Annotated in this window: 23 protein-coding genes, 1 tRNA gene and 1 pseudogene; 6 read left to right on the top strand and 19 right to left on the bottom strand. The window is 72.0% G+C overall.

Annotation, left to right across the window (positions count from 1 at the left end):
• Positions 1-179 precede the first annotated feature (179 nt).
• Entirely contained in the window at positions 180-1,115 is a 936-nt protein-coding gene (locus ACFV9D_RS17075; protein ID WP_385146195.1) for a hypothetical protein, read from the top strand.
• On the opposite strand, the gene ACFV9D_RS17070 is transcribed toward ACFV9D_RS17075, so the two are convergent.
• On the bottom strand, positions 1,076-2,485 hold the full coding sequence (locus ACFV9D_RS17070) for a peptidoglycan-binding protein (protein WP_385146193.1): 1,410 nt from the start codon (positions 2,483-2,485) through the stop codon (positions 1,076-1,078). The two genes, ACFV9D_RS17075 and ACFV9D_RS17070, sit on opposite strands and share 40 nt — an antisense overlap.
• A gap of 184 nt (positions 2,486-2,669) precedes the next feature.
• Here ACFV9D_RS17070 and ACFV9D_RS17065 point away from each other — a divergent pair.
• The 3 genes from ACFV9D_RS17065 to ACFV9D_RS17055 all read left to right on the top strand — a co-directional run bounded on the left by ACFV9D_RS17065 (position 2,670) and on the right by ACFV9D_RS17055 (position 6,773).
• Positions 2,670-2,743: transfer RNA gene (locus ACFV9D_RS17065), tRNA-Lys, on the top strand.
• A gap of 248 nt (positions 2,744-2,991) precedes the next feature.
• Positions 2,992-4,836 carry a glycosyltransferase family 2 protein gene (locus tag ACFV9D_RS17060; RefSeq protein WP_385146191.1) on the top strand — a complete coding sequence of 615 codons (1,845 nt, stop codon included), beginning with the start codon at positions 2,992-2,994 and terminating at the stop codon, positions 4,834-4,836.
• Positions 4,833-6,773: a galactose oxidase-like domain-containing protein gene (locus tag ACFV9D_RS17055; RefSeq protein WP_385146189.1), complete on the top strand. Its 1,941-nt coding sequence runs from the start codon at positions 4,833-4,835 to the stop codon at positions 6,771-6,773. The genes ACFV9D_RS17060 and ACFV9D_RS17055 overlap by 4 nt, the downstream gene beginning before the upstream one ends.
• 6 nt (positions 6,774-6,779) lie before the next feature.
• Here ACFV9D_RS17055 and ACFV9D_RS17050 read toward each other — a convergent pair whose 3' ends face one another.
• From ACFV9D_RS17050 to ACFV9D_RS16985, 14 genes are all read right to left on the bottom strand, one after another.
• Positions 6,780-7,793 carry a glycoside hydrolase family 6 protein gene (locus tag ACFV9D_RS17050; RefSeq protein ID WP_385146187.1) on the bottom strand — a complete coding sequence of 338 codons (1,014 nt, stop codon included), beginning with the start codon at positions 7,791-7,793 and terminating at the stop codon, positions 6,780-6,782.
• Positions 7,794-7,999: 206 nt separating this feature from the next.
• Positions 8,000-8,632 carry a class F sortase gene (locus tag ACFV9D_RS17045; RefSeq protein WP_385146398.1) on the bottom strand — a complete coding sequence of 211 codons (633 nt, stop codon included), beginning with the start codon at positions 8,630-8,632 and terminating at the stop codon, positions 8,000-8,002.
• Positions 8,633-8,670: 38 nt separating this feature from the next.
• Positions 8,671-9,348 (bottom strand): hypothetical protein, encoded by a 678-nt coding sequence (locus ACFV9D_RS17040; protein ID WP_385146185.1) that lies wholly within the window; start codon positions 9,346-9,348, stop codon positions 8,671-8,673.
• Between the two features lie 85 nt (positions 9,349-9,433).
• The gene (locus tag ACFV9D_RS17035) at positions 9,434-10,213 is read right to left on the bottom strand and encodes an HAD-IIA family hydrolase (protein WP_385146183.1); all 780 of its coding nucleotides are present in this window, start codon (positions 10,211-10,213) and stop codon (positions 9,434-9,436) included.
• Positions 10,214-10,294: 81 nt separating this feature from the next.
• The gene (locus ACFV9D_RS17030; protein WP_385146181.1) at positions 10,295-11,848 is read right to left on the bottom strand and encodes an alkaline phosphatase family protein; all 1,554 of its coding nucleotides are present in this window, start codon (positions 11,846-11,848) and stop codon (positions 10,295-10,297) included.
• A gap of 149 nt (positions 11,849-11,997) precedes the next feature.
• On the bottom strand, positions 11,998-13,065 hold the full coding sequence (locus ACFV9D_RS17025) for a 2-aminoethylphosphonate ABC transporter substrate-binding protein (RefSeq protein ID WP_385146179.1): 1,068 nt from the start codon (positions 13,063-13,065) through the stop codon (positions 11,998-12,000).
• Positions 13,066-13,088: 23 nt separating this feature from the next.
• Complete coding sequence (locus ACFV9D_RS17020) at positions 13,089-13,886, bottom strand: ABC transporter permease (RefSeq protein WP_385146177.1); 798 nt, start codon at positions 13,884-13,886, stop codon at positions 13,089-13,091.
• Entirely contained in the window at positions 13,873-14,754 is an 882-nt protein-coding gene (locus tag ACFV9D_RS17015) for a 2-aminoethylphosphonate ABC transporter permease subunit (RefSeq protein WP_385146175.1), read from the bottom strand. The genes ACFV9D_RS17020 and ACFV9D_RS17015 overlap by 14 nt, the downstream gene beginning before the upstream one ends.
• Positions 14,755-14,770: 16 nt before the next feature.
• Positions 14,771-15,853, bottom strand: a complete 1,083-nt coding sequence (locus ACFV9D_RS17010; RefSeq protein WP_385146174.1) for an ABC transporter ATP-binding protein — start codon at positions 15,851-15,853, stop codon at positions 14,771-14,773.
• The gene (locus tag ACFV9D_RS17005; protein WP_385146172.1) at positions 15,850-16,533 is read right to left on the bottom strand and encodes a phosphonatase-like hydrolase; all 684 of its coding nucleotides are present in this window, start codon (positions 16,531-16,533) and stop codon (positions 15,850-15,852) included. Before ACFV9D_RS17005 ends, ACFV9D_RS17010 begins: the two co-directional genes overlap by 4 nt.
• 5 nt (positions 16,534-16,538) lie before the next feature.
• On the bottom strand, positions 16,539-17,675 hold the full coding sequence (locus tag ACFV9D_RS17000) for a TIGR03364 family FAD-dependent oxidoreductase (protein WP_385146170.1): 1,137 nt from the start codon (positions 17,673-17,675) through the stop codon (positions 16,539-16,541).
• Positions 17,676-17,825: 150 nt separating this feature from the next.
• Positions 17,826-18,590 (bottom strand): GntR family transcriptional regulator, encoded by a 765-nt coding sequence (locus ACFV9D_RS16995; protein WP_385146168.1) that lies wholly within the window; start codon positions 18,588-18,590, stop codon positions 17,826-17,828.
• A gap of 243 nt (positions 18,591-18,833) precedes the next feature.
• The gene (locus ACFV9D_RS16990; protein ID WP_385146166.1) at positions 18,834-19,727 is read right to left on the bottom strand and encodes a hypothetical protein; all 894 of its coding nucleotides are present in this window, start codon (positions 19,725-19,727) and stop codon (positions 18,834-18,836) included.
• A 122-nt stretch (positions 19,728-19,849) separates the two neighbouring features.
• Positions 19,850-21,127 carry an ROK family protein gene (locus ACFV9D_RS16985; RefSeq protein ID WP_385146164.1) on the bottom strand — a complete coding sequence of 426 codons (1,278 nt, stop codon included), beginning with the start codon at positions 21,125-21,127 and terminating at the stop codon, positions 19,850-19,852.
• 53 nt (positions 21,128-21,180) lie between these two features.
• Here ACFV9D_RS16985 and ACFV9D_RS16980 point away from each other — a divergent pair, with 53 nt between their 5' ends.
• Complete coding sequence (locus ACFV9D_RS16980) at positions 21,181-22,263, top strand: Gfo/Idh/MocA family oxidoreductase (RefSeq protein WP_385146162.1); 1,083 nt, start codon at positions 21,181-21,183, stop codon at positions 22,261-22,263.
• On the top strand, positions 22,260-22,733 hold the full coding sequence (locus tag ACFV9D_RS16975) for a heme-degrading domain-containing protein (RefSeq protein WP_385146160.1): 474 nt from the start codon (positions 22,260-22,262) through the stop codon (positions 22,731-22,733). The genes ACFV9D_RS16980 and ACFV9D_RS16975 overlap by 4 nt, the downstream gene beginning before the upstream one ends.
• Before the next feature lie 24 nt (positions 22,734-22,757).
• On the opposite strand, the gene ACFV9D_RS16970 is transcribed toward ACFV9D_RS16975, so the two are convergent.
• From ACFV9D_RS16970 to ACFV9D_RS16955, 4 genes and pseudogenes are all read right to left on the bottom strand, one after another.
• Positions 22,758-23,615 (bottom strand): fumarylacetoacetate hydrolase family protein, encoded by an 858-nt coding sequence (locus tag ACFV9D_RS16970; RefSeq protein ID WP_385146158.1) that lies wholly within the window; start codon positions 23,613-23,615, stop codon positions 22,758-22,760.
• A gap of 148 nt (positions 23,616-23,763) precedes the next feature.
• Positions 23,764-24,486 (bottom strand): YidC/Oxa1 family membrane protein insertase, encoded by a 723-nt coding sequence (locus tag ACFV9D_RS16965; protein WP_385146156.1) that lies wholly within the window; start codon positions 24,484-24,486, stop codon positions 23,764-23,766.
• An 81-nt stretch (positions 24,487-24,567) separates the two neighbouring features.
• Positions 24,568-24,861, bottom strand: coding sequence for a DUF6412 domain-containing protein (locus tag ACFV9D_RS16960; protein WP_385146154.1), 294 nt, complete (start codon positions 24,859-24,861; stop codon positions 24,568-24,570).
• A gap of 277 nt (positions 24,862-25,138) precedes the next feature.
• Positions 25,139-25,600, bottom strand: a pseudogene (locus ACFV9D_RS16955) (winged helix-turn-helix transcriptional regulator); the annotation flags it as partial.
• Positions 25,601-25,650: the final 50 nt, after the last annotated feature.

Genomic DNA, 25,650 nt, shown 5'->3' with positions numbered 1-25,650 from the left:
CCGACGTGCCGGGCCGAGTTGCCGCCGTATCCGACGGGGCCGCCGAACCAGCCGATGCCGTCGGCTTGCCGGGACGGGATGCCGAACCGCCCGCGGCGGGCTGCGTACGGGTGGCGGCTTCCGTCCGCCCCGCACCCACGGGACCGGCTTCGCCGGAAGGGCGGGCCGCGGTGGAGTGCGTGCCGTCATCCACCGCCCCCGAGGTCGGCGCGGACGCCGAACCCGCCAGGCCCGCCGCTGTCGAGGAGGAAGCGGCGCTCTCCGCGAGCGGGCGCCGCGCGTCAGCCGCGCCGGCACCGGCGACGCCATGTGTCGGCGCGGACCGCGCCCGGAGCGCGTCCGTTCCCGGCGCCCCGGCCTCCGGAACGTCCGCGGCCGCGGCGGCCCGCTCGCCCGACGGCACCGACCCCGAGCCGACGGGAGCCGCTCCACCCGGGCTCAGGCCCGGCCCGCACCCGGCGCCCTGTTCACCCGGCACCGAGCCGGCGGGAGTCGACACCGCGGCAACCGAGCTCGGCCCGCCATTGCTCGCGCCGGGCCCGTACCCAGCCCCCCGCTCACCCGACACGGAGCCGGCCGGCGTCGACGCCGGAGCACCCGCACCCGACCCGCCCGAGCTCGACCCCGGCCCGTACCCAGCCCCCCGCTCACCCGGCACCGAGTCGGCCGGCGCCGCGGCAACCGGCCCGTCGCCACCCGGCACCGAGCCGCCCGGAGTACCCGAGCCCGACCCGCCGCCACTCGGGCCCGGCCCGTACGCGGCGCCCCGCTCGCCCGGCCCGGAGCCGACCCCAGTCGGAGCAACCGGACCCTCCCTGACCGCCGGCTCGCCCGGCGCCTCCGGCGGAGCCGGAGCGCGCTCGGCCGAGGCCGGTGACGGCGCAGCAGCGGAACCCGCCGCGCCCCCGGCCGCCGTGGCGTCGCGCGGTTCCATGGTCGACGGCCTCGGTCTCGACGCGGCGCGGGTCTCGTCCGTCAGGCGGATCGCCGATCTGGCCGCGTCACGGCTCGCCGCCGGGCCCGAGTCGGGGGTTGGGGTCGAACGGGTCATGGGGTCCACCTCATGTTCTCGGGGTCATCGGAACAAGCGCCGCCAGGTCTCCGGGCCCGGGTAGCCGTCGGCCGCGCCGCCGCGCCATCCCTGTGCCCGCTGGAACGCCTCGACATTGCGACGGTCCGCCTCGCTCCAGCGCGGACCGGGACCCGACAGGTAGTGCTTGCCGAAGCCCCGCTTCACCAGCTGTTTGCCCAGCTTCTCCACATATGCGTTGGATTGGCCCGGACGGAAGTAGCCACGCCCGGGGAAGCCCGGCACATTCGCGCTCGGAGCGCCCGAACCACTCGAACCGCCGATGCTCCTGCCCTGGCCGGTCACCAGGAGACGCCAGGTCTGCGGCCCGGGCATCCCGTCCGCCTCCTGGCCCTTCCAGCCCTGCGCCCGCTGGAACGCCTGGGTCGCCCGCCGGTCCGCCTCGCCCCAGCGCGGACCGGGGCCCTGGCTGTAGTACTTCTTGCCACCGCGCTCGACCAGCAGCCGCCCGAGCTGGGTGACGTACGCGTTGTTCGCGCCGGGGCCGAACATCGCCGTACCCGGGTAGGGGGTCGCGGTCGCGGACGAGCCTCCCGCGCCTCCGCCGCTGACACCGCTGCCACCACTCCCACCGCGGACCACGCCCTTGTAGCGGTAGGCCACATAGCGGTCCCCGTTGTTCCAGTACGCGAGCGGCGTGGCCTGCCGGCGCGTGCGCGGCTTGGTCTGCTCGTACGCGAGGTACGACGTGTGCGTGTAGTCCGTCCAGCCGCCGAAGATCGTGACGTGCGAGCCCCTGGTCGGATTGGCCGGGTTGTGGAAGAGGAGGATGTCGCCGGGCTGGAGCTCCGTACGGTCGATCCGCTCGCCGAAGCGGTCCAGGCTGCCGGTCCACTCGTTGCCGCGCAGGTTCCACGCCATCGAGATGTAGCCCGAGCAGTCCTGGCGGTACCCGTCCGACCAGTACTTCTCCATCGAGTACGGGACCTGGGCGCCCACCCACCGCTTGGCGCGGTTGATGATCTCGGCGCGGGTGGCCTTCCGCAGGGACTGGGCCGAGACCTGACTGTTCGTCGGGGTGGCGCCGGGTGCCGGCTGCGGGCCGGGGCCGGGCGCCCCGTGCAGCGGGCCCGCGCCGCCCTGCGGGGTGTCGGGCCCCGGGCCGGCCGCCACCCCCGCCGCCCCCGCCTCCCCCGCCGCGAGGTCCGTCGTGAGGTCCGCCGGGGTGACGGGCGCCGCCGGATCGGCGGGCAGGGCGAGCGCGCCCGCTCCCCCGCCGCCGAGGACCACGCCCGCCGCCGTGACCAGGACCAGCGCGCGGCGCGCTCCGTGCGCCGCCGGGTGACCGCCTGCCCGTACGGGCAGGCCAAGGGCAAGATCGCGCCGCTGCTGGGCGCAGCCCGCGCAGCCGCAGTCGGCCGCGGGCTCGAACTCCACGAAGACCGGCACACTCATGCGATTCCCCTCCACACTCGTCAAGATCTTTTGGCGCTGGTGCACGGGCGCCAGTGTCTCAACTGTCTGGACAAATCGCATTTTGACGGATCGAAGGCCTGATACGACCATCCGACAGGCCGGAAGGGGCCGGCAATGGTCAGGAGCACCCCCGGACGTCGGGTAGAGTTGTGCAGGTCAGCAGGCGCCGCTAGCTCAGTTGGTTAGAGCAGCTGACTCTTAATCAGCGGGTCCGGGGTTCGAGTCCCTGGCGGCGCACGCAGAGTCGAAGCCCCCTCACCATCGGTGAGGGGGCTTCGGTCGTCCCATGAGGCTGTGGCATCCCTTTCGTCACAGCAGAACCAGAGCGCCCGGCTTTGGGCGGTAAACAGCTTGTTTCGCCCTTGCGATCAAGAAGCGGGGTCGTGGACTCTGGCTTGGTCCCTGGGGGGTTGGGGGCGACGCGTGGTCGCGTCGAGTGCGGGGTGGGGGCCCCGCCCGCGATCGCGCACGGGGGGAATGGACTCATGACGTCTGCATGGACGCCCGCCGGGGGTACTCGGCTCCGCTCCGTGACGGCACTGCCACGCTACGACTACGAGCACTACAGCCGACTCGCCGGGCCACTGACCGAGCCCGATCCGACGAAGCCCTACCGGGTGCGCTACCGCTCGCTGCTCTCCCAGGAGCCGCACCGGCTCCGGGCCGCTCTCCTGCTGGGCGCCGCGCCGCTCGTGTCGCTGGGCCTGTTCGTCTGGCTGATGCAGCCTCAGCACTGGACCGAGCGGGACCCGAACCTCGACGACGACCTGCTTCGCGCCCTCGACATCGTGATGCTGGTGTCGATCGGTCTGATCGAGCTCTTCCGCACCATGAACGTCCTGTCGAACGCGCACGCGACCCTGGTCGCCCGCGATCCGGTCCCGGTGGTCCCGGAGGCCGGCACCCGGGTCGCGTTCCTCACCTCCTTCGTCCCGGGCAAGGAGCCCCTGGCGATGGTGACGAAGACCCTCGAGGCGGCCGTGAAGATCCGCCACCGCGGACCGATGCACGTGTGGCTGCTCGACGAGGGGGACGACCCCGAGGTCAAGGCGGTCTGCGCCCGGCTCGGGGTGCGCCACTTCTCCCGCAAGGGCGTGCCCGCCTGGAACCAGACCAAGGGCCCGCACCGCGCGAAGACCAAGCACGGCAACTACAACGCCTGGCTCCAGGCGCACGGCGACGACTACGACTTCTTCGCCTCCGTCGACACCGACCACGTCCCGCTCCCCAACTACCTGGAGCGGATGCTGGGTTGGTTCCGCGACCCGGACGTCGGCTTCGTCATCGGACCGCAGGTCTACGGCAACTACGACACCTTCGTCACCAAGGCCGCCGAGTCCCAGCAGTTCCTCTTCCACGCCCTGATCCAGCGCGCGGGCAACCGCTACGGCGCGCCGATGTTCGTCGGCACCTCCAACGCCGTACGGATCCGGGCGCTCAAGCAGATCGGCGGACTGTACGACTCGATCACCGAGGACATGGCGACCGGCTTCGAGATGCACCGGCACCGCAACCCCGCCACGGGCCGGAAGTGGCGCTCGGTGTACACGCCCGACGTGCTCGCCGTCGGCGAGGGGCCCACCGCCTGGACCGACTTCTTCACCCAGCAGCTGCGCTGGTCCCGGGGCACGTACGAGACGATCCTCAAGCAGTACTGGAAGGGCTTCGGGACGCTGCCGCCCGGCAAGCTCTTCAACTACACGATGATGATCATCTTCTATCCGATGTCGGCCCTCAACTGGATCCTGGCCGCGCTGAGCTGCGCCCTCTTCCTGGGCATGGGCGCCTCGGGCGTCCAGATCGACCCGGCGATGTGGACGATGCTGTACGGCAACGCCTCCGCGCTCCAGATCGGGCTCTACATCTGGAACCGGCGCCACAACGTCTCGCCGCACGAGCCCGAGGGGTCCGGCGGTCTGGCCGGCATGGCGATGTCCGCGCTCTCCGCACCGATCTACGCCCGCTCGCTGATGGACGCGGTGCTGCGGCGGAAGAGCTCGTTCGTGGTGACGCCCAAGGGCGACTCCTCAAGCCCGGACACCCTCTTCGGCACCTTCCGGATCCACCTCTTCTTCATCGTCGTCTTCGGCGGTTCGCTCGCCTCGTCGTTCTTCTTCGGGCACGACCACCCCGCGATGATCACCTGGGCCTCGCTGGCGCTGCTGATCACGGCCGCGCCGATCGTCGCCTGGCGGTACGGCATGCGCGTGGAGCGGCGACGGGTGGCCGAGGCGCCGGCCGCGCCCGTGCACGTACCGGCGCAGCGGCCCCGGTGGGCCGAGCCCGCCGGGAAGCCCATGGAGAGCGCGCTGGGAGGGCGTAAGGAATGATCGCCAACGCGCGTCGCAACCGCGTCCGACGGGTGGCGATCGGAGCCGCGGTGATCGTCGCGGTCGCCGGGATGAACGGGCCGGCGCTGTGGCGGTTCGGCTCGGAGCGGTACCACGAGTACGCGATCGACCGACCCGAGTACAAGGCACGGAACGGGCGCTGGGAGTTTCTCGACGTGCCCGCCGACTTCCGGGTCAACGCCATCCACGCGGCCCTGCTGCACACCGGGAAGGTGCTGCTGATCGCGGGCTCGGGGAACAACCAGAAGAACTTCGACGCGAAGAAGTTCGAGTCGGTGCTGTGGGATCCGAAGACGGGGAACTTCAAGAAGATCCCGACCCCGAAGGACATGTTCTGCGCCGGACACACCCAACTCCCCGACGGGAAGCTGCTGGTGGCGGGCGGGACGAAGCGGTACGAGAAGCTCGAGGGCGATGTCACCAAGGCCGGCGGCCTGATGATCGTCCACAACGAGGACCCCGACAAGCCGATCACCCTGCCCGCCGGCACCCGCTTCACCGGGAAGGCGAACGGGAAGACCTTCGTCTCCAAGGACCCCGTCCTGGTCGAGCGGGCCACCAAGGTCTTCGACAGGAACACCGGGCGATTCCTCCACAACACCCCCGGCCTCGGCCGGATCTACGTCGAGGCCGAACGGTCCGGGAAGGCGTACGAGACCGGCACCGAGGACAACTACCGGGTGGCCGGCATGAAGGGCTCCGACGCCCGCAACGTCTACGGCATCGCACAGAAGCTCGCCCTGGACAAGAAGGACTTCCAGGGGATCAGGGAGGCCTACGAGTTCGATCCGGTCGCCGAGAAGTACGTGACCGTCGACCCGATGAACGAGGCCCGCTGGTACCCCACGCTCACCACGCTGAAGGACGGCCGGGTCCTCGCCCTCTCCGGGCTCGACGAGATCGGGCAGATCGTCCCCGGCAAGGACGAGATCTACGATCCGAGGACGAAGAAGTGGACGTACACCGGGGTCGAGCGGCGCTTCCCGACCTATCCGGCGATCTTCCTGATGGCGGACGGCAGGCTCTTCTACTCGGGGTCGAACGCCGGTTACGGGCCCGCGGACGTCGGCCGCGACCCCGGGATCTGGGACCTGCGCACGAACACCTTCACCAAGGTCCCCGGACTGAGTGACCCCGATCGCATGGAGACCTCCGCGACGGTGATGCTGCCGCCCGCCCAGGACCAGCGGTTCATGGTGATCGGCGGCGGCGGGGTCGGCGAGTCCGACAAGGCCAGCGCGAAGACCCGGCTCGTCGACCTCAAGGCCGCGGCCCCGCGCTTCCGTGACGGCGCGGCCCTCGAGAAGGGCACCCGCTATCCCAGCGCCTCGCTGCTCCCGGACGACACCGTGTTCGTCACGGGCGGCTCGGAGGACTACCGGGGCCGCGGCGGCTCCGACGTCCTCCAGGCACGGACGTACGACCCGAGGACGGGCACGTTCACGCGCGTCGCCGACCCGAGGGTGGGCCGCAACTACCACTCGGGCTCCCTGCTGCTCCCCGACGGGCGGGTCATGATCTTCGGCTCGGACTCGCTCTTCTCCGACCCGGCGAACACCCGGCCCGGCGTCTTCGAGCAGCGCATCGAGCTCTACTCCCCGCCCTATCTGTACGGGCGCGGCGACCGGCCCGAACTCGGTGAGGGCCCGCGCAGGATCGCCCGCGGCACCACCGGGGTGTTCCGTGCGGAGCAGGCCGCGGCGATCACCTCGGCGAAGCTGATCCGGCCGAGCGCCGTCACCCATGTCACCGACGTCGACCAGCGCACGATCGCGCTGACGCTCAAGAAGACCGCGGGGAAGATCGAGCTGGGCGTACCCAAGAACCGCGCCCTGGTGCCCTCCGGCTGGTACATGCTGTTCGTGACCGACGCCGGGGGCACCCCCTCCCAGGCGCGCTGGGTGGAGGTGCCCTGAGGGGCGCTACTCGGCGCCGCGGGCCAGGTCGAGCGCGTACCCCTCGAACCACTCCCCCGCCTTCGGACCGCCCTTGCAGTCGCCGTCCGACTCCCCGGGCCGCTTGATCCACAGATACGCCTTGACCAGCGGGTCGGCGGTGCGGACGGTCGGCGGCTCGCCGAGCGCGCGGCCGGGCGGGTTGCACCAGTTCTCCCGCGGATCGCCCTCGGTGTAGGGGCCGTTGCCGTTGCGGCTGGTGTCGACGACGAAGGGCTTGCCGCCGATCCGGGCCGACAGCTGCTTGCCGTAGGCCGTACTGGCCTCGGTGGTCTGGAAGTTGGAGACGTTGACCGCGAAGCCGTCGGCCTCCGCGATGCCCGCGCGCCGCAGCGGCTGGAAGATCTCCTCGGGCTTGCCCCAGCCCGCGTTCCCCGCGTCCAGGTAGACGGTGACGGCCGGCTGGCGCTTCAGCCGCTGCACGGCGGCCTTCAGGAGCTCGTACCGCTCCTCGTGGTACTGCTGCTCGGTGCAGCCGTCGACCATGTGCATCACCGCGTCCGGCTCCAGGACGACGGTGGCGCGCCGCTCCCCGATGCCCCGGGCGACCTTCTCCACCCAGTCGCGGTAGGCGCCGGCGTCGGCCGCGCCGCCCGCGGAGTGCTGGCCGCAGTCACGGTGCGGGATGTTGTAGAGGACGAGCAGAGCCTCCCGGTCGGCCCTGTGGGCGGCCTCCGTCAACGCTCTGGTCTCGTCCTCGGGCCGCTCCGTGCCGACCCACTCCCCCGCGGGCTGCGAGGCGATCCTCTCGACGAGTTCGGCGTCCGCGGCGCGCCCCGCCTTCACGTACGCGGCCAGCTGCCGGGCCGCCTTGCCCTGCGGGTTGACCCAGAAGGGGTCCGTCTCCTTGGGCTGCTGCGTACCGGAGGGCGGTGTGGCCGCCGTGTTCTTGTCCCCGCCGTCCCCCGAGCCGCCGGTCGACGTGCATCCGGTGAGCAGCAGGGCGGCGACCCCGAACAGCGCGATGCGACGTACGTACATCCACTCCCCCTTGGGTGTACGGAACCGTTCGGGACAATCGTGGCACAAAGGAGGTCTGGGCCGGGGGTGGACGTGCGTTCTAGAGTGAGCGGCACCCGAACCTCCCGCGGCGGCGCCGGGCTTCTCCCGCAGCCCGCGCGCCCGTGGTCGAGGACCGGCCCGGCCGGCGGGCGCGCGGGGCGTGGTCCGCCGGCCGGGCCCGGTGGTCAGGCCTTGCCCGTCCCCGTTAGATACGCGGAGACGACCACGTTCGCCGTGTACGCCCCGGCCTTGCGGTCGAAGGTGCCGCCGCAGGTGATCAGGCGCAGTTCGGCGCGGTCGGCCTGGCGCTGCCCGTACACCTTCCGGGCGTCGAACCGCTCCCGCGGGACGACCTGGACGTCGTCGATGGTGAACTCGGCGACCGAGCCGTCCGTCCGGGTCACCTCGACCGTGGCGCCGGGGCGCGCGGAACTCAGCCCGTAGAAGACGGCGGGCTTCGTCTCGGTGTCGACATGTCCGACGAACAGGGCCGCGCCCTCGGCGCCCGGCTGGGTGCCGGTGCGGAACCAGCCGACGGAGTGCGGCATCTCGAACGGCGGCGGGTCCACCGCGCCCGTAGCGTCCAGGCCGCGCCCGACGACGGGCGCCGCGATGCCGAGGGAGGGGATCTCCACCCGGCGCGGTTCGGCGGGGTGCATCGGGCGGTGCGCCGGGGGCAGCGGGACGCCGAGCGGGCGGCCGACCGCGGCTATGTCGCCGGTGGTCGGCGCCGAGCTGCCGCCCGGCCCGTCGGTGATCTCGCGGCCCCAGAGCCAGAGCCCCAGGAGCAGGACGGCCCAGGCCACGCCGGTCAGCATCCGCCCACTGCCGGCCGGGCGGCTCGCGGCGGACACGGTCAGTCCGAGCCCGGCGCCGAGCCCGGCGCCGTGCCCGTACGACGGCGGCGCGAGCTGCGGAAGGCGACGGCCACCGCCGCGATCGCGGCCATGCCCAGGCCGACCAGGGTGTACGGGGTACCGAGGCCGCTCTCGGTCGTGGTCTGCGCGACACCGGGTGCGGCGGGTGCCGCCGGAACCGCCAGGGCCGCGCCGCCACCACCGGCCCGGACCGGGGCGTACGGGCTCGAGTGGTGGGTCGGCTGGTGGTGTGTGGGCTCGTGGGTCGGCTGGTGGTGGGTCGGCTCGTGCGTGGGCTTGTGGGTCGGCTCGGGCTTGTGCCCCTTCTCGACGTGGACCACACCGACGTCACGGTGCTCGCGGCCGTCGCAGGTCACGCTGACCTTGTACGTGCCGCGCTCGAGACTCGACTTGATCGTGGTGTCGCCGAAGAGGGGGTAGTCGCCCCCGTCACGGCCGGTGAGCTCGGCGTCGGCGACGAACGCCCGGGACTTGGCGGCGCCGGTGGTGCCCTTGCAGCCCTGGACGCGGATGTCGACATCGGCGCCGGGCTTGGCGGTGGACGGGGTGACGGTGACCTTGACGCCGTCTCCGGCGAAGGCGGTACCGGCCGTGGGTGCCAGTACCAGGATGGCGGCCGCCCCTGCGGCACGGAGAGCAATGGGACCTGAACGCATCGTGACCTCCTGGTAGTGGCAGGTTCACCCGGTTCCGGTCGTTTCGCATCCGCAGGGGCCCGGCCGGGGGGGCCGACCCGGGGTGCTACACGCGGTCCACGAGGTCGGCGATCGAGTCGACGACCTTGGAGGGGCGGAACGGGAAGCGGTCGATCTCCGCCTTGCTCGTCAGTCCCGTGAGCACGAGGAAGGTCTGCATGCCCGCCTCCAGACCGGCCAGGATGTCGGTGTCCATCCGGTCGCCGATCATGGCGCTGGACTCGGAGTGGGCGCCGATCGCGTTGAGGCCCGTGCGCATCATCAGCGGGTTGGGCTTGCCCGCGAAGTACGGGTCCTTGCCGGTGGCCTTGGTGATCAGCGCGGCGACGGAGCCGGTGGCCGGCAGTGGGCCTTCGAGGGAGGGGCCGGTCTCGTCGGGGTTGGTGCAGATGAACCGGGCGCCGGCGTTGATGAGCCGGACCGCCTTGGTCATGGCCTCGAAGGAGTACGTCCGGGTCTCGCCGAGGACCACGTAGTCCGGGTCGTGGTCGGTGAGGACGTAACCGATGTCGTGCAGCGCGGTGGTCAGGCCGGCCTCGCCGATGACGTAGGCGGTGCCGCCGGGGCGCTGGTCGTCGAGGAACCGGGCGGTGGCGAGCGCCGAGGTCCAGATGTTCTCCACGGGCACGTCCAGGCCCATGCGGGCGAGACGGGCGTGCAGGTCGCGGGCGGTGTAGATCGAGTTGTTCGTGAGCACCAGGAAGGGCTTCCCGGTCTCCCGCAGCTTCTTGATGAACGCGTCGGCGCCGGGGATCGGGACACCCTCGTGGATGAGGACGCCGTCCATGTCGGTGAGCCAGGATTCGATCGGCTTGCGCTCTGCCATGTGCGGGGACTCCTGCCGTACAGAAATCGTGCGGTGTGCTGGGGGCGCCGCGACAGCGCTGTGGCGACGCCCCCAGCCTAATCAGGAAGTCGTGACCTTGACCCCGTCGATCACCCAGTACCAGTTGTTGGAACCGGTGTAGCGGAAACGGAAGCTCACGCTGGACGCCCCGGAGGGGACGTTCACGGTGAGCGACTGGGGCTGGGAGATCACGTCGGCGGTGTAGCTCTTGACGACGGTCGGCGTGCCGCCGTTGAAGGACGCCAGGACCTGGGCGGTCTGGCTGCCCTCCTGACGGTAGAACGTGGTGAAGTCCAGGGTCGCCTTCGTCTTGCCGGAGACGTTGTACGCGGGGGTGACCAGGGTCGAGTCGTACGTACCGGAGAAGGTCTTGTCGGCCCACTCGTCGGAGTCGGCGACGGCGAAGACGCCGCGCGCGCGGACGTTGAGCTCGCGGGACTGGTCGCGCTGGGTGCGGGACCAGAACTCGTCGGTGGCGAACGCCCAGCCGCGCCACTCGGTCATGCCGCCGGTGCCCATGGCGTTGTTGATGACGGACCAGCCGCTGGGCGCGGTGTGGGTGAAGCCGAGGACGCCTGCCGGGATGCCGGTCTCGTCGACCCGGCCCGAGAGGGAGGAGTGCAGCGCGTCGAAGGGGTCGGTGGAGCGCTCCTGAATCGGCTTGCCGTCCAGGCCCCAGGAGGGGTCGGGGACGACGCCCAGCTGGTGGAAGACGGTGGCGGCGACGTCGACGAGGCGCGTGTCGATGGGGCGGGCGCCGGCGGCGATGCCGGGGCCCTGGGCGAGGACGAACGTACGGCGCTCCTCGATGGCGGAGCCGCCGTGGCCGCCGGTGTCGACATGGCCGTGGTCGGTGGTGACGACGACCGTCCAGCGCTCGGTCGCGTACGACGGGCGGGCCTTGATCGCGGCGAGGAGCCGGCCGAGGTAGCCGTCCTGGACGTCGATGGCGTCGAGGTACTTGGTGCTCCTGGCACCGTAGTTGTGGCCGATCTCGTCGGTCTCGCCGAAGTAGACGAAGAGGACGTCCGGGTTCTGGTTCCGGAGGATGTCCTCGGTGATGTCGGTGATCACCTTGTCGTTGACGACGTAGTTGTTGTTGTAGACGAGCTTGGCGTCGGCGCCGGGGGTGACCGTGCCGTGCGTGTCGAGCTCGGGCCAGTCGACGGCCGCGAAGAGCGAGAGCTCGGGGCGGATCTGGTTCAACCGGGCCAGGAATCCGGGGTACTGGGCGTAGTTCTTGCCGGCGAAGGTGTTGTCCTTCACACCGTGCTTGTCGGGCCAGACGCCGGTGGAGATGGTGGACCAGCCGGGGCCGGAGGACGTGGCGGCCATCGGGTTGGCGTAGAGCAGCGACAGGCCGTACGTGCCGTTCGCCATCAGGGACTTGAGGGTCGGGGCCTTGGCCGCGTCGATCCTGTCGTACCGCAGGCCGTCCATGCCGACGACGAGCACCTTGTCCTTGCTGGTGCCGTTCGGGAGCGTGGGGGACGCGGCGTGGGCGGCGGGCGCGGTGGCGACGACCGTACCGGCGGCGGCGAGGGCGGCCGTGGCGCCGGCGGCGGCGAGGACGGTGCGGCGGGACGGGCCGGTGGATATGCCGGTGATCGGCATGTCGGATCCTCCGTAGAAGGGGGTGAGGACACACCAACGCCCCCGATTCCTCGGGGGCGTTGGTCCGTACCCGTTATCTTTCCGCTACATGCGGAGGGACACCAGAGCCGTACGGTGAACTCTTGGCAGCCGGTGGTTGGCTTCCGGTGTCAGCTTCCGGTGGCCGCCTTCCACGCGTCGACGTACGTGGTCAGGTTCTTGTCGATGTCGGCCCAGTCGGGCTCGAAGATCTCGACGCCCTCGATCAGCCGGGCGAGCTCGATCGCGTTGGCGTCGGTCGCCTTGACGTCCTTGCGGGCCGGGAAGCCGCCGCCGACCGCGCTGACCTCGCGCTGGGCCTGCTCGCCGAGCATGAAGTCGAGCAGCTTCTTGCCGTTCTCGGTGTGCGGGGCCTTGTTCACCAGGCCGGCGGCGTACGGCAGGGCGAAGGTGGTCGGCTTGCCGCCGTCCTTGGCCGGGAACCAGATGCCGAGGTTCGGCATGGACTTGGACTGGGCGAAGTTCATCTGGACGTCGCCGTTGGCGACGAGGATCTCGCCCTTGTCGACCTTCGGCGCGAGCTTGGAGGTGGAGGAGGACGGGCCGACGTTGTTGGCCTGGAGCTTCTTCAGGTACTCCATCGCCGGCTCCTGGCCGCCGAAGTCGTTCATCGCCTTGATGACGACGGCCGTGCCGTCACCCGCGACACCGGGGGTGGAGTACTGCAGCTTGTTCTTGTACTTCGCGTCGAGAAGCTCCTCCCAGGTCGTGGGGGCCTCCTTCAGCTGCTGCTTGTTGTAGATGAAGCCGAAGTAGTTGTTGACGACGGAGGTCCACTTGCCGTCCGCGGCCTTGTTCGCGCCGTCGACCTGCTCGGCGCCCTTCGGGGTGTACGCCTCGAGCAGACCCTTGGAGTCTGCCTGCTGGATGAAGGGCGGCAGGGTCACGATGACATCGGCCTGCGTGTTGTTCTTCTCGCGGACGGCGCGCTGCACCATCTCGCCGGAACCGCCCTCGACGTACTTGACCTTGATGCCGGTCTCCTTCTCGAAGTCGGCGAAGACCTTGTCGTACCAGCCGTCGCCCTTCTCCCCCTTGAGACCGTCGGCGCTGTAGACCGTGACGACCTTCTCGTCGGAGGCGGCGGAGGAACCGCCGCAGGCGGTGAGGGAGGCGGCGAGGGCGAGGCTGCCGACAGCGGCGGCGATCGGCTTGACGAGCTTGGACGAGGTACGCATAACGTCGTTCTCTCCTGGGGGACTTAGCGGTAGGACGCTTTGGTGCGGATACGGGAGACGGCGAGCAGGACGAGCAGGGTCGCGGCCATGAGGACCACGGCGAGCGCCGAGCCGGTGAAGAGGGAGCCGCGGTCGGTGGCCGTGAAGATCAGCACCGGGAGCGGCAGCCAGTCCGGCGGGTAGAGCATCATCGTGGCGCTCAGCTCGCCCATGGACAGGGCGAAGCAGAGCCCGGCGGCCGCGTTGAGCGACGGCAGCAGGAGCGGCAGCTTCACCCGGAGCAGGACGTACGCGGGACGGGCGCCGAGACTGGCCGCCGCCTGCTCGTACATCGGGTCGAGACGGAGGATGGCCGCCGAAACCGACTGATGGGCAAACGCCGTGACAAGAATGGTGTGCGCGAGGATCACGATCCAGCGCGTGCCGTTCAGGAGCACGGGCGGCTGCGAGAAGGCCACCAGGACGGCGAGGCCGACGACGACCGAGGGCACGGCGACCGGCAGCATGAACAGCGCGTCGAGAAGCCTTCTGCCTTTCGCACGCAGGGAGTTGGCGACGAGCGCCGCCCACGTGCCGATGGTCAGCGCGAGCAGGCTCGCGGTGACCGCGGTGACCAGGCTGGTGGTCAGCGCCTGGAGGGACTCACCGCGTACGGCGGCCGTGTAGTGCTCCGCGGTCGGCCCGGAGGGGAAGGCCCCGGACCAGTTCGTGGAGAACGAGGCGGCGAGGATCACCAGGAGGGGGAGGGCGAAGAGCGGCACGAAGAGGACCGCGAAGAGGGTCCAGGCCGTCCACTTGCCCGTACGGCTATGCACCAACACGACGACTCACCACCCGGTAGAGGCCGTAGAGGCCGACGGAGATCACGACGTTGACGACGGCGACGACACAGGCGGCGGCGTAGTCGGACTCGAGGATGGCCTTGCCGTAGACGAGCATCGGGAGGGTCGTGACGCCCTTGGCGCCGGTGAAGAGGACGATCCCGAACTCGTTGAGGCACATGACCAGGACGAGACTTCCGCCGGCGGCGAGCGCGGGCAGCGCTTCGGGCAGGATCACCTGCCGGATGATGCGCAGCGGCTTCGCGCCGAGGGAGGAGGCGACCTCCAGCTGCGCGGTCTCCATCTGCGAGAACGCGGCGAGGAGGGGGCGCATCACGAACGGCGTGAAGTACGTGATCTCGGCGAGGAGGACACCCCACGGGGTGGTCAGGAACTGGAAGGGCCCTGTTTCGGCACCCGTGAGGTCCGTCCACAGGCCGTTGCCGATACCGACCGTGCCGTAGAGGAAGAGCAGCGCGAGGGTGATCAGGAAGGACGGGAAGGAGAGGAAGACGTCGATGAACTTCGACACCGCCTTCCCGCCGGGGAACGGCACGAACGCGATGACGAGCGCCAGCACGAACCCGAGCACCAGACACCCGACGGTCGCCCCGACGGCCAGCCACACGGTGGTGACGAGCGCCTCCTGGAACGCCTCGGACGAGAAGACGTCGGCATAGGCACCGGGGGCGAGGGACTCCTGGACGACGAGGGCGAGGGGATAGAGAAAGACGAGAGCCAGGACGGCGACGGGGGGCAGGGCCCACAAGACCGTTGTGGGCATACGTTCCGCAGGGGCGGTGGGGGTCCCCCCGGACGAAGTCTGGGGGAGGGTGGGCACAACGCCACGGCCCCGTTCAGCTGTCATGACCGGCCCTTTGGGGTCACCCATCGGACACCCCGGCCCCCAGCAGCACCCCGTCCTCCGGGGCGAAGTGCAGGACCACCTCGTCACCAAGAGCCGGCGTCTCCCGCAGCTCGCGGACGTCCGCCTTCACGCGGTGCCCGTCGACATCGACGTACAGCCGATGCGTCGACCCCCGCCACTGCACCTCCGCGATACGACCGCGCAGGGCGTTCGGGCCCTCCCCCAGGCCCACGAGGTGCGGGCGCACGCACAGGGTGGCGGAGGAGCCCGGGGCCGCGTCGGCGACCGGGACCTTGAGCGCGACGCCCCCGAAGGAAACCCCGTCCACCCCCACCGTCACCGTCAGCAGGTTCGCGTTGCCGACGAACGACGCCGTGAACTCCGTACGCGGACGCCGGTACAGGTCCTGCGGCGTGCCGCAGTCCTGGAGCCGGGCCTTGTCCATGACGGCGATCCGGTCTGCGAGGGTCAGCGCCTCGACCTGGTCGTGGGTGACGTACAGGATCGAGACGTCCGGCAACTCCCGGTGCAGCCGCGCCAGTTCGGCCAGCATTCCGGAGCGCAGCTGCGCGTCGAGCGCGGACAGCGGCTCGTCGAGCAGCAGCACGTTCGGCCGGATGGCCAGCGCCCGCGCGATCGCTACGCGCTGCTGCTGTCCGCCGGACAGCTCGCGCGGGTAGCGCTTGGCGTACGCCGCCATCCCGGTCATCTCCAGCGCCGCGGCGACCCGCCCGGGTATCTCGCCCTTCGGCACCTTCTGTGCCTTCAGACCGAAGGCCACGTTGTCCTCGACCCGCATGTGCGGGAAGAGGGCGTACTGCTGGACGACCATCCCGATCCCCCGCCGGTACGGCGGGAGGCCGGTGACGTCGCGGTCGCCGATGAACACCCGCCCGGAGGCCGGCTGCACGAACCCGGCGACGGCGCGCAGGGCGGTGGTCTTGCCGGAGCCGGAGGGCCCGAGCAGGGCCATGACCTCGCCGGGCTCGACGGTCAGGTCGAGCGAGTCGAGGACGGTGTTGCTCCCGTACGTGACGGTGACGCCGTCGAAGCGGATACCGCTGCGTCGCGGGGCGCCGGCCGCGTCGGGCGCCGTCACCGGTCCGCCTCCGCCCGCGCTATCGCCCCCGGCAGCTCCGCGACCGAGGCGAGGACGTGCGTGGCTCCGTGCTCCTTGAGCGCCGCCTCGTCGTGCGCGCCCGTCAGGACGCCCGCGACGATCCCGGCGCCGGACCGGACGCCGCTGAGCATGTCGTACGAGGTGTCGCCCGCGACCACGAGCTGCGCCACGTCGTCCACGGCTCCGGTACGGAGGAAGGCCGCGAGGACCATGTCCGGGTACGGGCGCCCGCGGCCGCCGGCGTCCGCCGGGCAGAGGGTCAGCTCGACCAGGTCACGCCAGCCGAGCGCGTCGAGGATCGCGTCCTGCGTGACCCGGGCGAACCCGGTGGTCAGGACGACCGTCCTGCCCCGGGCCTTCAGTTCGGCGATCGCCTCGGCCGCGCCGGGGATCGGCGCGATCAGGCCGCCGGCGACCAGCTCTCCGTACGCCTCCTCGAACGCGAGGTTGGCCTGCTGGGCGCGGGTCTCGTCGCCGCCGAAGAGGTGGCGGAAGACGGAGATCTTGGACTCGCCCATGGTGGCGCGGACGTAGTCGATCATCGTGGCCGGGTCTTCGCCGAGGCGCTCGGCGGCGGCGCTGAACGCCCGCTCGACGAGGCCGCCGTCGGCGACGGTGGTGCCGGCCATGTCCAGTACGACGAGGTTCATCGGGGTCATCGGGATCACCAGCCCAGTTCGTTCGCGGTCGTCTCGGCGATGGCGGGCGAGCAGGTCATGCCGCGCCCACCCGGTCCGGTCACCAGCCACACGCCTTCGCGGACCTTCTGGCGGTGCACGACCCGGCTGGTGTCGGTGCACTGCGCGTACACGCCCGCCCAGCGGCGCCGGATCTTCGGCAGCGGGCGGCCGAGGAAGGACTCCACGACGCGGGTGAGGTGCTCATAGGGGTCTTCGAGCGTGTCGAAGGCGAAGGGGTGCTCGTACTCGTGGGTGTCGCCGATGGTCAGTCCGCCGTCGAGGCGCTGCACCATCAGGAGCTGCATCTTGTGCGCCGCGGCGGTCGGGTCCTGCGCCTGGGCCGCGTTGAGGGCGTCCAGGGCGTCGGACTTGTACGCCGGGTAGTAGCGGAAGGAGTCGGCGTCGGCGACGGAGGTGGTGAGCGGCTCGCCGAGCGGGTCGGTCTGCATCATCTGCAGCCGGACGCGGCGGACCGGGATGTCGCCGGCGATCTCGCGGACGAGGCCGCTGAGCGCGGCGCCGGTGCACAGGACGACGGCGTCGCCGGTGTGGACCTCGCCGCGGTCGTCGCGCACGGCGGCGTTCCGCATCCCCTCGGCGCCGGAGACGTCGCGGACCTCGCGGTTCGGCAGGAAGGTGTACTTCCCGGTGGCCAGGAGGGCCTCGCGCAGGGCGAGTTGGGCGACACGCGGCTCGACCGCGGCGTCCCGCTCACAGAACAGCGCGGCCTCGAACTCACCGCGCAGGGCGGGGTTGATCTGGCGCGCCTCGCCGGCGGTCAGCAGCTTGTAACCGCGGGCGGCGGCGTCCGGCCGGGCGAGGGCGGCCTCGGCGACGGCCAGCTCCAGGTCGTTGCGCACCGGGGTGAGCGAGCCGATCGCCCGGAAGCCGAGTCCGGGGACGCGGGCGCCGACGCCCTCCCAGAGTTCGCGGGCGCGCAGCGCGGTGTCCAGCTCCTCTCCGCCCGCGCGGCCGCTCACCCATATCTGGCCGAAGTTGCGGAGCGAGGCCCCGCGCGCCTCGGCCTCGCGCTCGATGTGTACGACCTCGTGGCCGCGTTCCACTGCGTGCCAGGCGTGCATGGTTCCCACCACGCCGGCTCCTACGACGATCACCTTCATGCCGTTCACGGTCCTGGGGGTTGGTGGCCCGGAACGATCCGGATGGCAACGGGACGGTGAACGGGGCGACAAGGTTGGCCTAGACCCGTTACCTTTCTGTTATCAATGGCGGCCGATCGCCGCCGTCGACGACGACAGGCGTGGGGTCGGTCAGTCCTGGCGGCCCAGGTGCGCGGTGAAGCTGAAGCGGTCGCCGCGGTAGAGCGTGCGGACGCGTTCTAGGGGCCGGCCGGCGGTGTCCCGGGAGATCCGGTGGATCAGCAGCATCGGGAGCGCGGGCGGGGTGCCGATGAGCAGGGCCTCGCGAGGGGTGGCGAGGACGGTCTCGATGCGCTCGTCGGCGTCGCCGAACGCGATGCCGAGCTTCTCCCGGAGGTAGGCGTAGAAGGAGGAGTCGGGGTCGAAGTCGGTGTCGAGGCGCGGGGCACGGGCCTCGGAGACGTAGGTGCTCTCCAGGCCGACCCGCTCGTCGTCGGCGAGCAGCACACGCTCCATGTGCCAGACGGGCTCGCCGCGTTGGACGCCGATCTCGGACGCGAGGGCCTCGGGGCAGGGGAAGCGGTCGAGGGAGATGAGCGTACGGCCGGGGCGGCGGCCCTGTCGGCGTACGCCTTCGGTGTAGCTGGCGAGCGAGAGCGGCTGCTCCAGCTTCGGCCCGGCGACGACGGTACCTCGCCCCTGGCGGCGCAGCCGCCCCTCCAGCAACAGCTCGCGCAGGGCCTGTCGGACGGTCTCCCGGGAGACCTCGTAACGGAGGGCGAGATCCCGCTCGGTGGGCAGGAGCCCGCCTTCGCCCAACTCGTCTATCAGCGAGGCGACTTTGGCCTTCACCGCGTAGTACTTGGGGATGCGGCCGTGCTCGGGGATGCCGGAGCGGATGGGTGCGCCAGGTGCCTGGTCGTTCGGGTAGTCCACTGGTGGATGCTCGCAGATGGGAGTGAACGGGAGGGTGTACGGAGCGTTGCGCGGCGGGGCCGCGGGGCGCGGGACGCGGGGGCGCGGGATGGGGTGAGGCGGGGGATGGGGTGAGGCGGGGGCGGGTCGCGCTCGCCCCCCCCGCCCCCGAAGGCCCCGGCAGGGTTTCGGGAAGGGGGGGTGGGGTGGGCGGGGGATCGTTCCTCGCCGCCCGGACACGGGCGCACGCCGCGAGGGTCGGTGCTACTTGCGCCGCAGCGTACGGCGAGTCGCCGTCACGAACACCGCCCCGGCGAGGAGCAGCCCGGCTGTGACCGCCGCCGGCGCGACGACCGACTTCCCACCCGTATCGGCGATTTCGGGGCGGGCGGACACGGGCGGGAGGCCGTTGTCGCCCGTCGACGGGACGGGGGCCGGGTCCGTACCGCCGTCCGTGGCGTCGTCGCCCTCCGGCGCGATGGTCAGGCGGTAGTCGTCGGACTCGCCGACCCAGTCGCCGTCATCTCCCTGACGCTGCACGATCGCCGCGTTGGCGACGACCTCGTTGGGGGCGGTGTCCGCGCGGAAGGCGAGGCGGACGCCGACCGTGACCGTGCGGCCCGCGGGGACGGCGAAGCCGGGGAACCCGGTGAACACCCCGATGTTCTCGTCCTCCTCCGTCTCCTCGAACCGGACCGGCCGCCAGAGGCGCGCCTCGGAGTCGTAGAAGTCGAGCCGGATCTGGGCGGGCCGGAGGACCCGGTCCCGGTCGGCGAGGGCCAGGACCGGGTGGATGCTGTGGCAGGGCTCGGCGGTGGTGTTGGTGAGGTCGACCTTGAAGGCCTGGAAGCCGCTGCCGGGGACGAAGGAGCCGGGGCCACCGTGGATCCGGGTGTCGAGGGGGAAGTCGGGGTCGGTGGCCTTGCCGCAGGTGGGGGGTTTGTCCAGACGCTCGGTTCCGGCGTCGGTCCCGGATCCGGGGTCGGCTCCGGACCGGGGCCCCGCACCGGGGTCGGCGCCGGATCCGGCCGCGGATCCGGCCGCGGATCCGGGGCTCGGGGCGGGGTCCGCGGAGGACGGGGCGACGGCGAGCGCGAGGACGGCGGCTCCGGTCGTCGCCGCGGTCACGCCGAGGGCGAGGGCGTTGCGCAGTCGCATGGGCGGCCTTTGCTGCTCGCGGGCGTACGGGACGGCCGCGACGCTGCCACGCGCGCACGGCGGGGCCGGGGAGCGACGCGGCGCGTGCCCCCCGGACGGCCCGCGAGCTCCGCCCGATCAGCCTATTTTCCGAAGATCGGCGCGAGGATCAGCTGCGCCGCGCCCTCGGCGACGGCGTGCGGGGTGGCGGTGCCCGAGACCGGGGTGCCCAGACCCGCCCCGGCGAGGACCGCGCCGACGCCGTCCGCGAAGACCTCGGGCGCCGCGGTGACGACCCGGCCGCCGAGGACGACGCGGTCGATGTCCAGGAGCCGTACGAGGTTCGCGGCACCGGTGCCGAGGATCCGGGCCGCCTCGGGGAGGTCGCCGCGGGCCACGGCCGCCAGGCACAGGACCTCCAGGCAGCCGCGCCCGCCGCAGTCGCACGGCGGCCCGTCGAGCTGCACGGTCTGGTGCCCGAACTCCCCCGCCCCGGTTCGCTCCCCGCGGTGGAGGGCGCCGCCGAGGACGAGACCGGAGCCGAGCCCCGTACCGAGGTGGACGTACGCGAACGAGTCGGCGACCGGGGCGCGGAGGGCGAGCCCGAGGGCGGCGGCGTTGGTGTCCTTGTCGAGCTCGACCGGCAGCCCCAGCCGCCGCGCGAGCTGGTCGCGCAGGGGGACCCCTTCCCACTCCGGGTACCCGGTGACCCGCCCGGGGGTGCCGGTGAGGTGATCGAGCGGCCCGGGCATGGCGACCCCGACGCCGAGCACGGCGGGGGCGGGGGGTTCGGGGGGCGCGGGGGCCTCGGGGATTTCGAGGGTCTCACCCGCCCCGCGGGCCTCGGGCGTCTCGCGGGCCGCGTGGGACCCACCGGCCTCACTGACCTCACCGGCCCCACCTGCCTCACTGGCCCCCGGGGCACCGGTCTCCAAGAGCGTCCGGCCCTCCCGTACCGCCCGGACCTCCCGTACCGCAGGGACGTTCCGTAGCGCCCCCACCTCCCGCTCCACCACCCCGAACACCGCGTCCGCGCCCGCGCCCAGGTCGAGCGGGGCGCGGCGCAGGGCCACCCGTACCCCCGCGAGGTCCACCAGGACGGCCGTCAGCTCGTCGCGGTCCAGGTGCACGCCCACTCCGTACGCCGCCGAGGAGACCAGCCGCAGGACGGTACGGGGTTTGCCGCCGGTCGAGGCGCGGTGGCCCGCCTCCCGTACCAGGCCCTCCGCCCGCAGCCGTGCCGTGATCTTGCTGACCGCCTGCGGGGTGAGTCCGGTCCGTTCCGCCAGCTCCAGGCGGCTGATCCCGACCTCCCCCGCCGTGCGCAGCAGATCGAGCACCAACGCGGCGTTGTGGCTGCGCAGCGCCGGCAGGTTGACGCCCGTAAGGCTCCTCGCACTCCTGACACTCCTGTTCACCACGCCATTGTCCCCCGCGCTTGCACTTTGGCAACACCGTTGCTTAAGTGGGAGGCATGACTGGCACCGACACCGCCCCCCTCCGCGTCGGACTCGTCGGCTACGGCCTCGCGGGCTCCGTCTTCCACGCCCCGCTGATCGCGGCCACCGAGGGACTCGTCCTCGACACGGTCACGACCGGCAACCCGGAGCGCCAGGCACAGGCCCGCGCCGCGCACCCCGGCGTACGGGTCGCGGACTCCCCCGAGGAGCTGTGGGCCCGGGCGGACGAGCTCGATCTGATCGTGGTCGCCTCGCCCAACAAGACGCACGTCCCGATCGCCACCGCCGCGCTCGAGGCCGGGCTTCCGGTCGTCGTGGACAAGCCGGTCGCCGGCACCGCCGCCGAGGCGCGCGCCCTGGCCGCGCTCGCCGAGGAGCGGGGTCTGCTGCTCTCGGTCTTCCAGAACCGCCGCTGGGACAACGACTTCCTCACCCTGCGCGCACTCCTCGCGGACGGCGCGCTCGGTGACGTGCAGCGCTTCGAGTCGCGCTTCGAGCGCTGGCGCCCGCAGCTCAAGGGCGGCTGGCGCGAGTCCGGAGCGCCGGAGGAGATCGGCGGGCTGCTGTTCGACCTCGGCAGCCATGTCGTCGACCAGGCCCTCGTCCTCTTCGGGCCGGCCGTGCGGGTGTACGCGGAGTCGGACGTCCGCCGCCCCGGCGCCGAGGCCGACGACGACACGTTCTTCGCGATCACGCACGCGAACGGTGTCCGCTCCCACCTGTACGTGAGCGCCACGACCGCCCAGCTCGGCCCGCGCTTCCGCGTCCTGGGCTCGGGCGCCGGCTTCGTGAAGTACGGCCTCGATCCCCAGGAGGCCGCCCTGCGCGAGGGCCTGCTCCCGACGCCCGGAACGCCGTGGGGCGTGGAGCCGGAGTCGCTGTGGGGAACCCTCGGCGCCGGGGAGTCCCCCCTGACGGGCGGCGGCACGCCGGTCGAGACGCTGCCGGGCGACTACCCGGCGTACTACGCGGCCATCGCGGCCGCCCTGCGCGGAACCGGCGAGAACCCGGTCACCGCCCACGAGGCCGCCGCCGCCCTGGACGTCCTGGAGGCGGCGAAGCGTTCCGCCCGCGAGGGAATCACGGTGACGCTGTGAGCGCCCCGGAGATCCCCGAACTGGAGGCCCAGGAGCGGAACCTGGTCCTCCCCCACTTCACGTACGACGACGCCTGGGCGCTCGGGCAGCTTCTCGTCGGCCTGGCGCGCGAGCGCCGCGCGCCCGTCGCGATCGACATCCGGCGCGGCGCGCAGCAGCTCTTCCATTGCGCGCTGCCGGGGTCAAGCGCGGACAACGACGCCTGGATCGACCGCAAGCGGCGGGTCGTCGAGCGGTACGGCGAGAGCTCGTTCCTCGTCGGCGCCCGCTTCCGGGCCAAGGGCACGACGTTCGAGCAGTCCTCGCGCCTCGACCCCGACCGGTACGCCGCCCATGGCGGTTCGTTCCCGGTCGCGGTCGAGGGCGCGGGGGTGATCGGCTCGGTCACCGTGTCGGGGCTGCCGCAGGCCGAGGACCACGCGATGGTGGTCGAGGCGCTGGGCCGACTGCTCGAGGACTTCAGCGGTTGAGACCCCGCCCGCCGAGTACGGCCGCTACGCGTCCTTGAGCTCCTGGCGCTGGCGGCCGAGCCCGTCGATCTCCAGCTCCACCACGTCACCGGCGCGCAGGTACGGCTTTGGCTCCGGCTGCCCCATCGCGACGCCCGCGGGCGTACCCGTGTTGATGATGTCGCCGGGGTACAGGGTCATGAACTGGCTGACGTACCGCACGACCTCGGCGACCGGGAAGATCTGGTCCGAGGTGTGGCCGTCCTGCTTCAGCTCGCCGTTGACCCAGAGCTTGAGCGACAGGGCCTGCGGGTCCGGCACCTCGTCGGCGGTGACCAGCCACGGGCCGAGCGGGTTGAACGTCTCGCAGTTCTTGCCCTTGTCCCAGGTGCCGCCGCGCTCGATCTGGAACTCGCGCTCCGAGACGTCGTGGGCGACCGCGTAACCGGCGACGTGGGCGAGGGCCTGCTCGTCCGTCTCCAGGTAGCGGGCGGTGCGGCCGATGACGATCGCCAGCTCGACCTCCCAGTCCGTCTTGGTGCTGCGGCGCGGTACGAGCACGGTGTCGTCGGGGCCGACGACCGTGTCGGCGGACTTGAGGAAGACGACCGGCTCGGCCGGGGTCGCGGCGCCGGTCTCGGCCGCGTGCCCGTGGTAGTTCAGCCCGATGCACACGACCTTGCCGATCCGGCCGACCGGCGGGCCGATCCGCATCCCGGTCGCGTCGAGCGCGGGCAGCACGCCGGCCGCGAGGGCGGCACGGATCCGGTCGAGCGCGGAGGCGTCGGCGAGCAGGCTGCCGTCGACGTCGTCGACCAGGGCCGACAGGTCGCGCAGCGTCCCTTCCTGGTCGAGCAGGGCGGGACGCTCGGCACCCGCCGGACCTACTCGCAGCAGCTTCATGGTCTTCTCCCTGTGGTCGAGGTGGGCCCCGGGGGCGGGCCCAGTTGTGCCCCGGCCGATGGAGTGCGGCCATCGGAGATATCGGAGGGTTGGTCGATCCTCCAAGAGTTTCGACCACTCAGCAAGACCCCGTTCACGGACTGGACCCTTACGCCCCAGTAGCAAGAGCCTCCGCCGGCGACTGCTCCCGGAAGAGGAGGGCCCGCTCGAGGACGGTCCACGTGGTGGTGGTGACGACGTAGAGCGCGGCGGCGAGCGGGACGACGGCGACGGTGATCAAGGTGGCGAAGGAGAGCAGCGGCATCACCTTGTTGATCGTCTCGGCGCCCGGCGTCGCCGGGAGTCCGGTGTCCAGGGGCTGCGCGGCGAGCTGCCGCTTCGTACGGCGGTAGTTGAACGTCGCCACGGCGGCGACGATCGCGAAGAGCACGAGGTAGACCTGGCCGGCCGGGCCGAAGGTGCCGCCGTGGGAGAGGGCATCGGCCCAGTGGTCGCCGAGCGGGGCGGCGAAAAGGGCGTGCCCGGCCATGCGGTCGCCGGAGAACAGGTGGTACATGAGGAGGAACGCCGGGGCCTGGAGGAGGCTCGGCAGACAGCCCGCGAAGGGTGAGACCTTCTCCTTCGCGTGCAGCTCCATGACCGCCTTCTTGAGCCGCTCGGGGTCCTTGGCGTGCTTGGCGCGCAGCTCGGCGAGCTGCGGGGCGATGCGGGTACGGGCCTTCTGCCCTCGGGCAGCGGCCCGCGAGAGGGGGTGGATCGCGAGCCGGACGAGCATCGTGAACAGGACGATCGCGGCGGCGGTCGCGGTGGTGGCGAAGAGCGGCCGGAGCAGGTCGGCGAGCTGCTCGACCAGGGAAGCGAAAACGGACATGGGAGCCCTCCGAAGGGTCTCGTCGTGCCGGAAGAAGGACGTCTCGGCATGACGGATCCGCGAAGGGTCTTGCTTGGGGTCCTACGCGGCCGTCGGGAGGGGACGGCCGGGTGCCCGGGGCCTGCGGCGACCGGAGGCGTCGGGATCGCGCTGCGGCAGGAAGGCGGTGCGCCGCTCGCGGTCGCGCAGTGCGGTGCGTACCCGGGTGGGCGCCACGGGCGGGGCCGCGGGGGCGCCGAGCAGGGCGCAGACGACGGTGGTCGCGGCGAGGGCGACGGCGGCGGAGAGGCTCGAACCGTCGGAGAGGAGGAGATCGGCGAGGGCGAGCAGGAAGAAGAGGGGAGCGAGCACGCGCAGGAGAAGATTCCTGATCACGTCGCCACCCTCCCCGTTCGCTCGTTTCGGCACCTCTCAGCCGTTATACACGATCGGAGGCGCGTTCAGCTGCGCGTTCAGCTGCGTGTTCGACTGTGCGTTCGGCTGCGCGTTCTGGCTCGAGCGGGACGAGGAGCCGTCGGGGCCGGAGCAGGGCCCGACTGACCGGATCGAGGGCGTCCGGATCGGCGGGGCCGGGATGGTCGGCTGCCGAATCGGCGGGGTCCGGATCGTCGGCGGCCGGATCGGCGGGGTCCGGATCGTCGGCGTCCCGATCCGCGGGGTCCGGATCGAGCCCTGCGCCCGGCCGCATCTCGACCTCGGCGGGCGGTACGGGGATGCGGCAGGCGGGACATTCGCCGTACGGGCCGAGTTCGGTACCGCAGGCGGCGTGGTGGAAGTGGCGCAGGACCGGGGCGCCGGGCTCCTCCTCGCGCCCCCAGAGTCCGAGCGAGTGCAGGACGGGCCAGAGGGCGAGCCCCCGGTCGGTCAGGACGTACTCCTCGCGCGGCGGCGCCTCCTGGTAGCGGCGCCTGTCGAGGACGCCCGCGTCGACGAGGGCCTGGAGGCGGGCGGCGAGGACCGCGCGGGGCAGGCCGAGATGGACGAGGAAGTCGCTGTAGCGGCGGACGCCGTAGAAGGCGTCGCGGACGAGGAGCAGGGTCCAGCGTTCCCCGACGACTTCGAGGGCGCGGGCGATGGAGCACCGCTGCGCCGCATAGTCCTTTCCGAGGGCCATGGAGCCGAGCGTACAGCGGATGGGTTCATTGACCGAACCTACTCTCCCAG

Source organism: Streptomyces sp. NPDC059875 (genome assembly GCF_042731085.1).
Taxonomy (GTDB): Bacteria; Actinomycetota; Actinomycetes; order Streptomycetales; family Streptomycetaceae; genus Streptomyces.
This window is presented reverse-complemented; position numbering and strand designations above follow the sequence as displayed.